The sequence below is a fragment of the uncultured Tessaracoccus sp. genome, from assembly GCF_947286155.1.
Lineage (GTDB): Bacteria > Actinomycetota > Actinomycetes > Propionibacteriales > Propionibacteriaceae > Arachnia.
This window is the reverse complement of the sequence record NZ_CAMYPD010000036.1, coordinates 13,272-28,064: the sequence shown is the minus strand read 5'-3', so window position 1 is coordinate 28,064 and position 14,793 is coordinate 13,272. Positions and strand designations below refer to the sequence as shown.

General features: G+C 68.0%; 14 protein-coding genes and 1 pseudogene. 11 read left to right on the top strand and 4 right to left on the bottom strand.

Translation table 11 applies throughout. The features are described from left to right. The first annotated feature begins 218 nt into the window (after window positions 1–218). The 3 genes from Q0X68_RS09725 to Q0X68_RS09715 all read left to right on the top strand — a co-directional run bounded on the left by Q0X68_RS09725 (window position 219) and on the right by Q0X68_RS09715 (window position 2,573). Entirely contained in the window at window positions 219–719 is a 501-nt protein-coding gene (locus Q0X68_RS09725; protein WP_297750912.1) for a hypothetical protein, read from the top strand. Window positions 720–858: 139 nt separating this feature from the next. Then, complete coding sequence (locus Q0X68_RS09720; RefSeq protein ID WP_297750909.1) at window positions 859–1,209, top strand: holo-ACP synthase; 351 nt, start codon at window positions 859–861, stop codon at window positions 1,207–1,209. After that, window positions 1,206–2,573, top strand: coding sequence for an NAD(P)H-hydrate epimerase (locus Q0X68_RS09715; RefSeq protein WP_297750920.1), 1,368 nt, complete (start codon window positions 1,206–1,208; stop codon window positions 2,571–2,573). The genes Q0X68_RS09720 and Q0X68_RS09715 overlap by 4 nt, the downstream gene beginning before the upstream one ends. Window positions 2,574–2,642: 69 nt before the next feature. Here the strand turns inward: Q0X68_RS09715 and Q0X68_RS09710 are convergent, their stop codons facing one another. The 3 genes from Q0X68_RS09710 to Q0X68_RS09700 form a co-directional block, all read right to left on the bottom strand. Then, window positions 2,643–3,014 carry a RidA family protein gene (locus Q0X68_RS09710; protein WP_297750906.1) on the bottom strand — a complete coding sequence of 124 codons (372 nt, stop codon included), beginning with the start codon at window positions 3,012–3,014 and terminating at the stop codon, window positions 2,643–2,645. 54 nt (window positions 3,015–3,068) lie between these two features. Beyond that, window positions 3,069–4,412 (bottom strand): amino acid permease, encoded by a 1,344-nt coding sequence (locus tag Q0X68_RS09705; protein WP_297750917.1) that lies wholly within the window; start codon window positions 4,410–4,412, stop codon window positions 3,069–3,071. A gap of 112 nt (window positions 4,413–4,524) precedes the next feature. Further along, on the bottom strand, window positions 4,525–5,901 hold the full coding sequence (locus Q0X68_RS09700; protein ID WP_297750903.1) for a tryptophanase: 1,377 nt from the start codon (window positions 5,899–5,901) through the stop codon (window positions 4,525–4,527). 146 nt (window positions 5,902–6,047) lie between these two features. On the opposite strand from Q0X68_RS09700, the gene Q0X68_RS09695 reads away from it, so the two are divergent. Beyond that, window positions 6,048–6,725 (top strand): transcriptional regulator, encoded by a 678-nt coding sequence (locus Q0X68_RS09695; protein WP_297750900.1) that lies wholly within the window; start codon window positions 6,048–6,050, stop codon window positions 6,723–6,725. A gap of 9 nt (window positions 6,726–6,734) precedes the next feature. Here Q0X68_RS09695 and Q0X68_RS09690 read toward each other — a convergent pair whose 3' ends face one another. Beyond that, window positions 6,735–7,910 carry a Dyp-type peroxidase gene (locus Q0X68_RS09690; protein WP_297750897.1) on the bottom strand — a complete coding sequence of 392 codons (1,176 nt, stop codon included), beginning with the start codon at window positions 7,908–7,910 and terminating at the stop codon, window positions 6,735–6,737. 36 nt (window positions 7,911–7,946) lie between these two features. Between Q0X68_RS09690 and Q0X68_RS09685 the strand changes: the two genes are divergently transcribed. From Q0X68_RS09685 to tsaD, 7 genes and pseudogenes are all read left to right on the top strand, one after another. Next, window positions 7,947–8,462 (top strand): copper chaperone PCu(A)C, encoded by a 516-nt coding sequence (locus Q0X68_RS09685; RefSeq protein WP_297750894.1) that lies wholly within the window; start codon window positions 7,947–7,949, stop codon window positions 8,460–8,462. A gap of 196 nt (window positions 8,463–8,658) precedes the next feature. Then, window positions 8,659–9,798, top strand: a complete 1,140-nt coding sequence (locus tag Q0X68_RS09680) for a glycosyltransferase family 1 protein (RefSeq protein WP_297750891.1) — start codon at window positions 8,659–8,661, stop codon at window positions 9,796–9,798. A 529-nt stretch (window positions 9,799–10,327) separates the two neighbouring features. After that, window positions 10,328–11,575 (top strand): annotated as a pseudogene (locus tag Q0X68_RS09675) (DEAD/DEAH box helicase); the annotation flags it as partial. Window positions 11,576–11,701: 126 nt separating this feature from the next. Beyond that, window positions 11,702–12,619, top strand: a complete 918-nt coding sequence (gene tsaE / locus Q0X68_RS13155; protein ID WP_366128141.1) for a tRNA (adenosine(37)-N6)-threonylcarbamoyltransferase complex ATPase subunit type 1 TsaE — start codon at window positions 11,702–11,704, stop codon at window positions 12,617–12,619. Continuing rightward, window positions 12,616–13,248 (top strand): tRNA (adenosine(37)-N6)-threonylcarbamoyltransferase complex dimerization subunit type 1 TsaB, encoded by a 633-nt coding sequence (tsaB, locus tag Q0X68_RS09660; protein WP_297750885.1) that lies wholly within the window; start codon window positions 12,616–12,618, stop codon window positions 13,246–13,248. The genes tsaE and tsaB overlap by 4 nt, the downstream gene beginning before the upstream one ends. Continuing rightward, entirely contained in the window at window positions 13,245–13,670 is a 426-nt protein-coding gene (locus Q0X68_RS09655) for a GNAT family N-acetyltransferase (protein ID WP_297750882.1), read from the top strand. Before tsaB ends, Q0X68_RS09655 begins: the two co-directional genes overlap by 4 nt. Continuing rightward, window positions 13,667–14,713, top strand: coding sequence for a tRNA (adenosine(37)-N6)-threonylcarbamoyltransferase complex transferase subunit TsaD (tsaD, locus tag Q0X68_RS09650; protein WP_297750879.1), 1,047 nt, complete (start codon window positions 13,667–13,669; stop codon window positions 14,711–14,713). Before Q0X68_RS09655 ends, tsaD begins: the two co-directional genes overlap by 4 nt. The last annotated feature ends 80 nt before the right edge of the window (window positions 14,714–14,793 follow it).

Sequence of the window (14,793 nt, the reverse complement as noted above, 5' to 3'; positions counted from 1 at the left end):
ATGGTGGCGGAGTTGGGTAAGTTGGTGGAGTTTTATGCGAACGACTAAGGCGCGGTGGATGCGGGCATCAATGGGGGTGCTGGCCGTGGTGTCTGTTGTGGGGCTGGTTGCTTGTGGTTCGGGTTCGGGGGTGGAACCGTCGTCTGGGAGGGGGGGCCTCGGTGGGTCCGTCGCCTGAGGCATCGGGGGAGTCTACGTCGGGGGCTTCGGAGTCGTCGGTGGGTCGATCGTCGGAGGAGCCTTCTGGTTCGTCTTCTGGGCCGATGGTGGTGGAGGATCCGAGGTGGCCTGCGCCGGTGTTGGCGGAGTTTGACGAGACGTTGGATGTGTTTGGGGGCTCGCCGCCGCCGGTGGTGTTTGCGTCTTTGTTCGATGGTGTGCTGCCGTCGGGGTACCCGTCGGAGTTGGGTGGGCTTCCCGTGCAGGACGTCAGGGAACGCACGCAATGGCGGTCTGTGTACTACAGCGAGACGATGGGTGTGAGCGAAGCGTATGATCTGTCGGTTGAGGTCGGGAGTTATGGCCTGTACGAAACGTTGGCTCGGGTTGAGGGTCCGTTGAAGTCGGTGGGTTTCGCAAGTTGTATTCCGGACGACACGTTGTGTGCAGTGGCTGCCGATGACGGGGTGATCACCCTGAGCTATGCCGGCGATGGGGTGACGCAGGAGCAGGTCGTGGAGGAGTTGCGCAAGGCCGTCGAGTACTACGCGAACGACTGAGCCTAAAAGCCGGTCCTGCCCCACCCGGCTGCGCCGGCGTGATTGGGCGATAGGGCTTCAGCTACCAACGCACTTCATGGCCAACCACCAGCCAGGCGAGTAGCCAACCTCACGGAGCACAACAGCTAGGCTTCCACGCATGATTGTGGGAATCGGAACCGACCTCGTCGCCGTCGAACGCTTCGATGCTGCCCTCACCCGGAACCCCGGGCTGGCCACGAGGCTGCTCACGCCCGACGAGCAGGGGCTTTCGATGGAGTCGCGTGCGGCCCGCTTCGCAGCCAAAGAAGCCCTCGCCAAGGCGCTCGGCGCGCCTGGGGGACTGCGCTGGTTGGACTGCGAAGTGGTCCGCGACGAGCACCGTCGCCCCTCATTTCGATGCACGGGCACCGTCGCGCAGCGCCTCGACGAGCTCGGCGTGCAGCATGTGCATCTGTCCTTGTCGCACGACGGTGGATTCGCCACCGCGATGGTGGTGTGCGAGTCTTGAGGCCCGTCGTGACGGCCGAGCGCATGCGTTCGCTCGAGCAGCCGTTCCTCGACGACGGTGTCCCGCTCATGCAGCGCGCCGCAGCCGCCGTCGCGGAGGCGGCACGCTCGTTCGACGGGGACGTCCTCGTGGTGGTGGGCCCGGGCAACAACGGCGGCGACGGGCTCTTCGCGGCCGCCGAACTCGCCGCCGAGCGGCGCGTGCTGCTCTGGCTCGCCGCGGGTCGGGCTCACGCGTCCGGACTCGACGCCGCCAGGGCAGCCGGCTGCGAGGAGGTGGACGCCGCCTGCGCGACGCGCGCGCTCGACGAGGTGGGGGTGGTCGTCGACGCCTTCACCGGCATCGGCGCCCGGCCCGGTCTGCCCGACGACGTCGCCCTCTTCGCCCGCGCGGCCCGCGACCTCGAGGTCCCGGTACTGGCCGTCGACCTGCCCAGCGGGCTGGACGCCGACGCGGCGAGGCCGGGGGAGTCCTTCCACACCACCCGCACGCTGACCTTCGCGGCCCGCAAGCCCTGCCACGTCCTCCAACCCGCGGCATCCCGGTGCGGCGACGTCGTGGTGGCGGACATCGGCATCCCGGTGCCCGACGACGACCTCCGCGTGGCCGAAGCCTCCGACGTCGCGGTCTGGCTGCCCGTCCCCGGGCCGGAGAGTCACAAGTACACCCGCGGCGTCGTCGGGCTGGACACCGGTTCCGCCGACTACCCGGGCGCCGCGCTGCTCGGGATCGAGGGCGCGCTGCACGCCGGCACGGGCATGGTGCGGCAGCTCGGGCCGGTGCCGGGGGAGCTCGTGCTGGGTCGCCGCCCCAGCGTGGTCCTGGGGCAGGGGCGGGTGCAGGCCCTCGTCGTCGGCTCCGGGTGGGGCGGCCCCGATCCCGCGCGCATGGCCCGCGCCGTCGAGGCGGGGGTGCCCGTCGTCGCCGACGCGGAGGCCCTTCGATGCCTCCCGGAGGTCGGCATGGAGGGATGGCTCCTCACTCCGCACGCCGGCGAGCTGGCGACGCTGCTCGGCGTCGAGCGAGCGCAGGTGGAGGCGGATCCGGTGGGCTCGGCCCGGTCGGCCGCCGCGCGCACCGGGGCCACGGTGCTGCTCAAGGGGGCCACGCAGGTGGCGGCCGAGCCGTCGGGCCGGGCGACGATCGCGGTCGGCGGTCCGGCGTGGACCGGGCAGGCTGGTTCGGGGGACGTGCTGGCGGGCAGCTGCGGAGCGCTGCTGGCCGCTGGGCTGCCGGCGTGGCGGGCGGGCGTCGTCGCGGCGAGTCTGCAGGCGATGGCGGCGGCTCGGCTCCCGGGTCCGTTCCCTCCCGATCGGATCGCGGTGGAGATGGCGTACGTCGTCGCGGAGCTCGCCGCCCACTGAAGCGCGCCCGGAGACAAGGATCAAGCCCTGTTGCGGGAAACCGCAACAGGGCTTGATCCTTGGGTGCGCTCAGGCCTTCGCGATGACCTCGATCTCGACGTTGACGCCCTTCGGCAGGGCGGCGACGGCGACTGCGGAGCGGGCCGGGTACGGCTCGGCGAACCGCGAGCCGTAGACCTCGTTGACCGCGGCGAAGTCGTCCATGTTCGTCAGGAACACGGTGGTCTTCACGACGTTGGCCAGCGTCAGGCCAGCAGCGGCGAGCACGGCCTCCACGTTGTCCAGGCACTGCCGTGCCTGGGCCGCGCTGTCACCGGCCACCTGCACACCGTCCGGGGTGAGGGGGATGGCGCCCGAGGCGTAGACGAAGTCGCCCACGCGGACCGCCTGCGAGTACGGGCCGATCGCTGCCGGGGCGGCGTCGGTGCTGATGATCTCCATGCTTTCCTCCTGGGGTGGTGGTGGGCCGACGTCGGCCCACCGGTGTGGTCGAGACTACTGTGCCTCGCGGGCCGCTTCCTTGGCGGTTTCCCGGTTGCCCCCGCCTCGTGACTTCAGGAAGTACGCGACGCTGAGGGCGACGATCCAGATCGGGCCGACGATGGTGGCCATCCGGTAGTCGGGCATGAACGCCATGCCGATGAAGAGCGAGACCAGTGCGACGAGCACGACCACGTTGGACACCGGGTAGAGCGGCATCTTGAACTTCAGCAGGGAGACGTTCTCGGCGCCGATGCGGCGGCGGAACAGCATCTGGGTGACGATCACCATGACCCAGTTGATGATGCCCGCGGCCAGCGCCACCGAGATCAGGTACAGGAAGACCTGGTCCGGGAAGAGGAAGGCCAGGACGACAGCCACCGAGGTGACGGCCGACGAGACGAGCACGGCGTTGACCGGTGCGCCCGAGCGGTTGAGCTTGCCCAGGAACTTCGGTGCGTTGCCCTGCTGTGACAGGGAGTAGAGCATGCGGCCGTTGGCGTAGAGGCCCGAGTTGTAGGCCGATGCCGCCGCGGAGAGGACGACCACGTTCAGGACGTGGGCGGCGCCCGCGATGCCGATGCCGTCGAAGATCGCCACGAAGGGGCTCATCTTGCCGTCGATGCCGGTCCAGGGGAAGATCGCGAGGATCACGATCATGGCGCCGATGTAGAAGATGAGGATTCGGTAGACGACCTGGTTGATGGCCTTGGGGATCGACTTCTGGGGGTTGTCCGCCTCGCCGGCGGTGATGCCGATGAGCTCGACGCCGCCGAAGCTGAACATCACCACGACGAAGCACAGGGCCAGTCCGGTGAGGCCCTGCGGCAGGAGGCCGCCGTGGGCCCAGAGGTTGCTGAACCCGATCGGATCGCCGCTGTTGCCGATGCCGAAGAGGATCATGGCCAGGCCGAAGAGGATCATCGCGCAGATGGCGACGACCTTCACGATCGCGAACCAGAACTCGAACTCGCCGTACGCCTTGACGTCGATGAGGTTGATGGCCGTGATCACGAAGAGGAACACGGCTGCGGTGAGCCACGTCGGGACCTGGGGGAACCAGAAGTTGATGTAGGTGCCGACGACGGCCAGCTCTGCCATCGACACCAGGATGTAGTTGAACCAGTAGTTCCATCCGGAGAAGAACCCGGCGAACTTCGACCAGTTGCGGTACGCGTAGTAGCTGAAGGCGCCCGAGACCGGCGTGTGGACGCTCATCTCGCCGAGGGCTCGCATGACGAAGAAGATCACGCAGCCGCCCAGGATGTAGGCGAGGATGATGCCCGGTCCGGCGGTCTGGATGCCGGTGGCGGAGCCGTAGAACAGGCCCGTGCCGATGGCGCCGCCGAGCGCGATCATCTGGATGTGGCGGTTCTTCAAGGAGCGGTGGAGGCCGCTGTCGGTGGCGGCCTCCTTCGCCTCGCCTCGTTGCAAGGTGGTGCTCACGATGACTCTCCTGTTCCGCGGGACGTCAGCCCACGGGCTCGAGATGGGAGGTGAAGTGGCGCAGCACCTTGGGCTCCTTGACGATCTTGAAGCCCTTGACGGCCTCGCCCTGCGCCTTGATGTTCTTCAGAGCCTCGGCGATGACGTCGAGGTGGGCCTGGGTGTACACACGGCGCGGGACGGCCAGTCGGGTGAACTCGAACGGCGCCTGCTGCTCCTCACCGGTGAACGGGTCGCGGTCCATGAGGAACGAACCGATGTCGCAGGTGCGGATGCCGGCCTCGAGGTAGAGCGCCACGGAGAGCGCCTGGCCCGGGTACTGGTTCCACGGGATGTGGGGGAGCAGGCGGCCGGCGTCGACGAAGACGGCGTGGCCACCGACGGGGTTCTGGTAGGGGATCCCGTACTCGTCGAGCTTCGCGGCGAGGTACTCCATCTGGCCGACGCGGTAGGCCAGGTAGTGCTCGTCGAGGCCCTCGTAGAGGCCGACGGCGAGTGCCTCGAGGTCACGTCCGGCGAGGCCGCCGTAGGTGAGGTAGCCCTCGAAGGGGATGACACGGGACTTCACGGCGTCGACCAGCGGGCCCTCCTCCTTCACACCGATGAGGCCGCCCATGTTGACGATGGCGTCCTTCTTGCTGGACATGGTGAAGATGTCGCCGTAGCTGAACATCTCGCGGGCGATGTCCTTGGGGCTGACATCGGCGTAGCCCTCCTCACGCTGCTTGATGAAGTGGGCGTTCTCGGCGTAGCGGGCGGCGTCGATGACGACGGGGATGCCGGCTTCCTTGGCGATCTCGTAGGTCTCGCGCATGTTGGCCATGGAGACGGGCTGGCCGCCGACCGTGTTGTTGGTGACGGTCATCACGATGCCGACGATGGCCTTGCCGTGCTCAGCGATGAGGTCGCGGAGGCGGGCGGTGTCCATGTTGCCCTTGAAGTCCGCGTAGGTGGCGGTGTCCAGGCCCTCGGGGCACACGCAGTCGACGGCGTGGCCGCCGGCGAGGCCGACGTGCGCGCGGGTGGTGTCGAAGAAGGTGTTCGAGACGACGTACCGGCCCTCCTCCTGGATCAGCATCGGGAAGAGCACCTTCTCTGCGGCGCGGCCCTGGTGGACGGGCTGGATGTACTCGTAGCCGAAGACGTCCTTGCCGGCCTCCACGAGGCGGTAGTACGACTTGCCGCCGGAGTAGGCCTCGTCGCCGCGCATCATCGCGCTCCACTGCTCCTGGCTCATGGCGCCGGTGCCGGAGTCGGTCTGCAGATCGATGTAGACCTTGTCGGCCTCGAGCAGGAAGGCGTTGTAGTGGGCCGCCTTCAGCGCCTCCTCGCGCTCCTCGCGGGTGGTCATGCGGATGGGCTCGACCATCTTGATCTTGAAGGGTTCGGCGATGTACTGCATGTGCGTTTCTCCTTGGATCCTCAACCCGTCCTTGGGTTGTTTCAACGTGGTGTTGAGAATGTTACAACAGCAGTTGGATCACTTCAACGGGAGGTTGAGTCGAGCGAGTGGGGCAGGATACGATGTGCTCCTGAGGAGGAGGTTTGATGCAGAAGGGCACAATACTCGCGACGTTGCAGCAGATGGTCGAGCCCCTGAAGGAGGGCCTCATGCACGACAGTGAGGTGGTCCTGCACGACCTCACGAGGCTGCCGAACTCGATCGTCGCCATCGCCGGATCGCTCACCGGGCGGAAGGTGGGCGGGCCCGCCACCGACCTGCTCCTGTCCAAGGTCGCCGAAGGCAGGCTCGAGTCCGAGGCCGGGTACCAGTCCCGCCTGCCCGACGGCCGCCTCCTGCGCTCCACCACCATCGTGGTTCGCGACGACGCGGGCGTGCCCGTGGCCGCCCTGTGCTTCAACTCGGACGTCAGCATGTGGTTCGAGATCGAGGCCGTGGCTGCCCGCGTGCTCGGCCACGCCACCCGCCTGCCCGAGGCCGTGCAGGCGCCGGCCCCCGCGGAGCTCTACTTCAAGGACCTCGACGAGGCCGCGGACCAGCTCCTCGCCCGGGTGGTGGAGGAGGTGGGCGTGCCCGTCGACCTCATGCGCAAGCAGCACAAGGTGGAGGTGGTCCGCCTGCTGAAGGCCCGTGGGTTCTTCTCGCTGCGTGAGGCCGTCGAGCGCGCCGCCGAGGAGCTGCGGGTGTCCCGATTCTCGGTCTACAACTACCTCAACGAGATCGAGGAGGCGGAGCAGCTCCCCGAGGAGGCCGTGGAGGCCTGAGGCCGCCGATCAGGCGAGCAGCTCCTGGGCGAGCCAGCCGCCCTCGCGCATGCCGGGTGGAATGACGAACACCGCCGACCCCACCGTCGTCGTCCACTCATTCAGCGCGTCGGCATCGTCGAGCACGCGCTGAATCGGAATAAATTGCTTCGCAATGTTCGCCTGGAACGCATTGAAGATGAGCCCGGTTCCGGTGTGATCGGAGTAATTGAGCCCCCGACGATGCATCCTGCGGCCATTGTTTTGGCTGGGGTGAGCGAGCTTGGCGTGGGCGTCCTCGGCAATCGCGAGGCCGCCGTCTTCGGGGCGCCGCGCCATGAAATCCATGGGCGTGAACTCCGTGCCGCCCGACAGCGGTGCCCCCGTCGCGAGGTCCCTGCCGATCGTCTGCTCCATCTGGTTGCGGGTGAGTTTGTCCCACTCCGGCAGGTCCATCTCGATCCGTCGCACCACGAGCTGCGTGCCGCCGGCGAGCCATCCCTCGTCGGACCACAGCGTGCCGTCGGCCAGCGCACCGGTGGCATTGGCGGTGCCATCCACTTGGCCGAACAGGTTGCGCCCAGTGATGGGCTCCCCGTCGGGCCCGGTGGCTCGCCACGAGCCTTGCTGTGCCCACCGCACGCTCGCCCACGGCTCGGCGTCGTGGGTGAGCCGTCGCTTCGCGTAGGCGACGGAGGTGAAGTCGTCGGCGCTGATCCACAGCAGCAAGTCGCCGCCGCAGTAGGCGTCGTCGAGCTTGTCGTGGCGCATCGGCGGGATTTCCTGGAACCCGGCCGGCAACTTGTCGTGCAGCCCGTCGAGCGTGAACACCTTCGGCCCAAACCCGACGAGCACGCTCAGCGATACATGTTGGGCGGCCATGTCGGGCAGGGTGTCGCCTGCGAGCGGAACGCCCCGCATGAGCGCAGAAATGTCCGTCGACCACACGCGCATCATGCGTCCGAGCGCGGCCTTGTCGACGTCGGGCTTGAGATCAAAGGCGATGAGTTCCGCCGCAGCGGGAACCGGCGTGATGATGCCAGCTTGGTGCTCTGCAAACGGCGAATAGGTCTGCCCGGTGACAGCCTCCGCCTTGCTGCGCTGCGGGGTCGTATCGTTGGCAAAGTGCATCGAAGCGGCCAACCCAAGGCCTGCGACGGCGCCCGCGCCGGCCCCCAGCATTCCCCGTCGTGACACTCCAGACATGGCTACAACCCTACTCGGCGGGTTAAGCTACCCGCCATGAAGCGTATTGCAACACTCGCGGTGGCCGCCCTTGCGCTGGCCGGCTGCGCCCAACAAGCGGAAACCCCCGGTGTGTTGACCGGCGAGGCCTGGACCAGGACCACGACGGGAACGCAGGAGCCGGGCATGACGGCGGTGTACGTCAACCTCAGCAACCCCGGCAAGAAACTGATCAACCTCGTCAGCGCGGATTGCGGCGACGTCGCCGAGAAGACTGAGCTGCACGAGATGGTCATGAAAGACGGCGAGATGATCATGCGGAAGACGGACAAGGTTCCGGTTCCCGCCGAAGGTCACCAGCACCTTGCCCCCGGCGGGCCACACATCATGCTGATGGGCGTCAAGAAGGAACTGCCCGTTGGTGGGGAAGAGGTGCACTGCAAGCTGACCTTCGATAACGATCAGACCTCCGAAATCACAGCTCCTATCAAGGAGTTTACGGAGGAGCAGGAGACGTACCACAAGCACGAAGACATGGACTACGGCGACCATGACCACCACGAGGGGAACTAACAGCAGCCCGGTCTACCACGAGTTGTGCGACTGAGCGCACGCCAAATGCGATTGTTGGGCCATCATGGCCGGTTTTCGGCATCTAGCGTGCGCTCAGTCGCACAACACCATCTATAAGCCGGGCTTCACGGGTTGTTCATCTTCTGTTTGCTCATCGGGGATGGGCTTCGTAGTCCACTGGAGTAGCATCGAAGGCGTGCGGGTAGCGATTGTCACGGAATCATTCCTGCCTCAGGTGAACGGAGTCACCAACTCCGTCCTGAGGATTCTCGAGCATCTCCGAGCCGAAGGGCACGAGGCCCTCGTGATCGCCCCTGCCGACGGCAATAAGACGCCGACGGAGTCGAACGGCTTCCCCGTGGTGCCCGTGACGAGCGTCGGCCTTCCCGGTTACGAGGTGGTGCGCGTCGTCACGACGACGAAGACCCACCTGCGTCACACGCTCATGGCTTTCGCGCCTGACGTGGTTCACCTCGCGGCACCGTTCGTCGTCGGGTACAAGGCTGCGGAGGTCGCAGCCCAGCTCGGCATCCCGATGGTGGGCATCTACCAAACCGAGGTGCCCAGCTACGCGGCCCGCTACGGTTTCGCTGCCGTCGAGCCGCTGCTGTGGCGGCACGTGCGCCAGATTCACTCGCTCGCGACGCTGAACTTCGCACCGTCGACGTTCGCCCGCCAGCAGCTGATCGATCAGGGCATCCCGAGGGTCGGCGTGTGGGGCCGTGGCGTCGACTCCGTCCGCTTCGACCCGGCCAAACGCAGCGACGCCCTGCGCGCGAAGCTCGCCCCGAACGGTGAAAGGCTCATCGGTTACATGGGTCGGCTCGCCAGCGAGAAGCGCGTCGAAGACCTCGCGGTGCTCCGCGACATCCCCAACACCCGCCTCGTCATCATCGGCGACGGGCCGAGCCGCCCTGCGCTTGAGCAGCAACTCCCCGGCGCCGCATTCCTGGGCCAGCTCACAGGCGACGATCTACCCGCCGCCATGGCGTCGCTCGACCTCTTCGTGCACACCGGCGAGCTGGAGACCTTCTGCCAGGCGATTCAGGAAGCGAAAGCGTCCGGTCTGCCGGTGATTGCGCCCCGTCGTGGCGGGCCGATCGACCTCGTCGACCACTCGCGCACCGGCTGGCTCTACGCGCCCGGCGACTTGCAGGCGATGCGGGGCCACGTCCTCGACCTCATCGGCGACGACGCCAAGCGCGCCGCGTTCGCCTCCGCCGCCCGCGAGTCCACGCTGAGTCGCACCTGGCGCAACGTGTGCGGCGAGCTCGTGGGGCACTACGAGAAGGTCATCGGCATGACTGTGCGTGGGGGAAAGGTACTCGCTGGCTGACAGCGACGATTGGTGAGCGCGGGCGAAAGCGCCTAAGCTGACTTGGTTCACGTATTCGTGGCTCTTTCCTTCTACCGATAGGTTGCCCATGGCCCGCGGTCCCAAGTCCCATCACGCAGACGGCACACCCAAGAAGCGGTGGACCGCCGAGCAGCGCGCTGCTCGAGGACGCGCGCCGCGCCGTCGAGGCGGGCGACGCGACGACGACTTCCCGCCGCGCAATCGTGCCGAACGTCGCGCCCAACAGTTCGCTGATCAGGGTGGCCGCTCGTCGGATAAACGTGCCGCCAATACACAGCAACCGAAACAGCGCCCGGACAAACCGAAGCAGCGCTGGGAGAAGTCGACGCAGCGCCCCGAGCACCCCGCCAAGCGCGGTGGCGCCAAGGGCAACGCCAAGAACAAGCACAACGCCAAGCCATGGGACAAGCCCAAGAAACAGTGGGACAAACCCAAGCAGCGCTGGGATAAGCCCAAGAAACACTGGGACAAGCCTCGTCGAGAGGTTGAGCGCCCGGAGCCAGACCAGATGGCATGGGAGGCCAAGACCGTCCAGGCCGAGGTGGGCGTCGTGAACGGCTTCACCGAGCTGGGCGTGGCCGACGAGATCGTCGGCGTGCTCGCGGCCGAGGGCATCACGCAGCCCTTCGCAATCCAGGAAGCCACCATCCGCGACGCGCTCGAAGGCCGCGACGTGCTCGGACGCGCCCGCACCGGCTCTGGCAAGACACTGGCCTTTGGCCTGCCACTGCTCACTCGCTTGTCGGCTACCGACGGGCGCGGCCCGCGCGCGATCATCCTGAGCCCGACGCGCGAACTCGCCCTGCAAATCGCAGACAACCTCGCCCCGCTCGCCGCATCGGTCGGATTGTCGCTGACGCTCGTCGCAGGCGGCATGAGTTACAACCCGCAGATCAAGGCATTCGCGCGCGGCGTCGACGTCGTCGTCGCCACTCCGGGCCGCCTCATCGACCTCATGCAGCAAGGCGCCGCCGACCTCGGCAACATCGAAATCACCGTGCTCGACGAGGCCGACCACATGGCCGAGATGGGGTTCACCGACGAAGTCACGGCCATTCTCGACGCCACACCCGAGCGCGGGCAGCGTCTCCTGTTCTCGGCAACCCTCGACGCCGCGGTCGACCGCATCGTCGAGCGTTACCTCACCGACCCCATCACGCACGAGGTGGATTCCGGGCAGGTGTCGGTGACGTCGATGACCCACCTCTCGCTGCAGACGAAACCCCACGACAAACTCGCGGTCACCGCCGAACTCGCGTCGCGCGACGGCCGCACCGTCGTGTTCGCGCGCACCCAAAAGGGCACCGACCGCATCGCCGGGCAGCTGCGCGCCGCCGGCGTGATGGCGGGCGCCCTGCACGGCGGCCTCACCCAGGGCGCCCGCGCGCGCATCCTCGCCGCATTCAAATCCGGCGACGTGCCCGTGCTCGTCGCCACCGACGTCGCGGCCCGAGGGATTCACGTCGACGACGTGAGCCTCGTCGTGCAAATGGATCCGCCCCGCGATGCCAAGGACTATCTACACCGTGCCGGCCGCACCGCCCGCGCCGGCACGGCGGGCACCGTCGCCACGGTGGTGCTCCCGCACCAGCGCAAGCTCATGCGCCGCATCCTCGGGCAAGCGGGCGTCGAGGCACGCAACGTGGAGGCTGCGCCCGGCGACGCCACCGTCGCCGAACTCACCGGCGCGAAGCCCGCGTCGGGGGTCGCCGTCGAGGAGTCGGCGTTTCTCGATCTCATCAAACCCAAGCAGCAGCCGCGCCGCTCCAGCCCGCGCAAGCCTGGCTTCCACGGGCGGCCGCGCAGGCCGAGGGGGCGACGATGAATCCGTCGCGCACCCGCTTGGGGCGGGCTGGATTCGGGCCTAGGATCGGTAGCTGACATGAGCATTTCCCTTCGTTTCGCCGAGCCATCGGACGCCGAGGCGCTCCACTCGGTGATCCGCGAGGCCTTCGCTGCCCGCCCGCCCGTCGATCCGCCGGCCGCCGCGCTGTCCGACACCGTCGAGAGCGTGCGAGACGCCATCGAGGCGGGCTACGGCATCCTGTTGGAACGCGACGGCGCCCCCATCGCGGGGCTGCTCGTCGCCGTCGACGGCGACACCGCCAGGCTGTGCCGCGTGAGCGTGGTGCCCGCGGCCGCAGGTTCTGGCGTCGGATTCCAGATGGTGTCGGCCACGCTCACTGCGTTGGCTGACCTGGGGTTTCGCCAGGTAGAGGCGGTTGCGCGCCACGAGTTCCCCCACAACATCGCGTGGTGGGAGCGCGCAGGTTTCGCGCAGCGTCGTCCCACGAAGAACGGCGTCGTACTGGCGCGCGCGCTGCCCGTCGCTGTGCAGGTGCCCGACGCCGAGGCCATGCGCCGGCTCGGCCAAAAGCTCGCCCAAGTGCTGCGCGCGGGCGACGTGATCGTCGCGACGGGGGAGCTTGGCGCGGGTAAGACCACGCTCACGCAGGGCATCGGCGAAGGTCTCGACGTCGACGGCCCCGTGATTTCGCCCACCTTTGTGCTGTCCAGAATCCACCCGTCCCGCGGGTCCGGCCCAGGCCTGGTGCACGTCGACGCCTACCGTCTCAGCTCGGCTGACGAGCTGGCCGACATCGACCTCCAGAGCACGCTCGCCACGTCGGTGACGCTGGTGGAATGGGGCGCTGGCTTGGCGGAATGGCTGAGCGACGAGCCACTCGCAATCGACATCCAACGCAGCGACGACCCCGCCGACGACCAGCGCACCGTCTACTTCACCGGGCTCGGCCAGCGGTGGGCCGGCGTCCTCGATCAGTTCCGGGAGTTCGCATGATTACCCTCGCTATCGACACTTCGCACCACGTGGCCGTCGGCATCGCTCGCGACGGGGCACCTGGGCCGTCGGCGGTGGTCGCCGATGCGCGCGCTCACGTCGAGCAGCTCATGCCGTCGGTGCAGCAGGTCTGCGCCGAGCTGGGCGTGGCGCTCACCGACGTCGATGAGTTCGTCGTCGGGATGGGTCCTGGCCCCTACACCGGCTTGCGGGTGGGCATCGCGACGGGCGCCACGCTCGCCGCGGTCGGGGGCCGGGCGCTGCGCCGCGTGTGCTCGCTCGACGCCATCGCGCTGGCCGTGGACGCGCAGGGCGAGTTCCTCGTCGCCTCCGACGCCCGTCGCAAGGAGCTGTTCTGGGCGCGCTACGTCGACGGTGTTCGCGAGCGCGAGCCCCAGGTGGGCGCCCCTGACGCCCTGCCGCGCATCCCCGTCTACGGCGATATTCCCGACGAGTATCGTAGCCAGGTGGCATTCGCCGGCCCCGTGTCCCTCGACGCGAGCCTCCTCGCCGCACGCCACAGCCAGCTGCCCGCGGCGGGGGAGGAGCCGTACTATCTGCGCGCCGCGGACGCGACGGTGCCGGGTAAGCCTAAGTCGGTGCTTCCTCGGCTGAAAGTGCGGCGATGAAGCCCGTCGTCGCAACCCTCGACGATCTGCCGGAGATCCTCGAACTCGAAGCCTGCTTCCCGACGAAGGAGCGCTGGAGTGAAGCCTCGTGGGCGCAGGAGCTCCGGGGGTCACGCCGCACCACACTCGTCGCGAGAGATACGCGGCTGCTCGGCGTCATCACGTTCCAGGACATGGGCGAAGCCGCCGACCTGAACCGCATCGTCGTGCGCCCCGACGCGCGCCGCCAAGGCGTGGCAGACGCGCTCATGCAAGCCGGGTTCAGCGCGGTCGGCAAGCGCTGCCTGCTGGAGGTGCGCGACGACAACCTGCCCGCCGTCGAGTTGTACCGCAAGCACGGCTTTTCGACGATCCACCGTCGAAACGATTACTACGGCGCGGGGGCCGACGCGCTGGTAATGGAGAGGAACTGCCAACCATGAGCGAGCCGTTGATCCTGGGTATCGAATCCTCCTGCGACGAGACCGGCGTCGGTATCGTGCGCGGATCGACGCTGCTCGCCAACGAGGTGGCGAGCTCGGTGGACCTCCACGTTCGCTTCGGTGGGGTGGTGCCGGAGGTGGCGAGCCGCGCGCATCTCGCCGCCATCGTGCCCGCGCTTGAACGCGCCGTGCGCACCGCAGACGTCGACCTCGCCGACATCGACGCCGTCGCCGTCACCGCTGGCCCCGGGCTCATGGGCGCGCTCGTGGTGGGGCTCGCGTCGGCCAAGGCGCTCGCCGCCTACCTCGGCAAGCCGCTCTACGGCGTGAACCACCTCATTGGCCACGTCGCCGTCGACTTGCTCGACCACGGGCCGCTCCCGACGCCGTCGCTGGCCTTGCTCGTCTCGGGCGGTCACACGTCGCTGCTCCACGTGCGTGACATCGCGACGGACGTGACCGAACTCGGTTCCACCATCGACGACGCTGCCGGCGAGGCCTACGACAAGGTCGCCCGCCTGCTGGGGCTCTCCTACCCGGGCGGGCCGGTGATCGACAACCTCGCGCAGGAGGGGAACCCGTCGGCCATCCGATTCCCCCGCGGACTCACGGCCAGGCACGATCTCGAGAAGCACCGCTTCGACTTTTCCTTCTCCGGCCTCAAGACCGCCGTCGCTCGCTGGGTAGAACAACGACGCATCGAAGGCGGGGAGATTCCCGTCGCCGACGTGTGCGCCAGCTTCCAGGAAGCCGTCGCCGACGTGCTGTCGGCCAAAACTATCGACGCGGCCCGCCACCTGGGCGTCGAATCCATCCTGCTCGGCGGGGGAGTGGCCGCGAACTCACGGCTGCGCACGCTGCTGGCCGAGCGCGCCGAAGAAGCCGGGTTCGAGTTCCGACGCCCTAGGCCAGGGCTGTGCACCGATAACGGCGCCATGATTGCCGCCGTCGGCGCGCAAGTCGTCGCGGCCGGGCTCGAACCGAGCGGCCTGGACATCTCGGCGCACTCCGGGCTCCCCGTCGAAACGGTGGTCGTGCGCTAGTCAGCGCCATATGGCTGTCCACACAGTGAGACCAGTACCGCTTTCTTGCCGGAACTATGCGTCGCGGTTAGGAGTGGCCT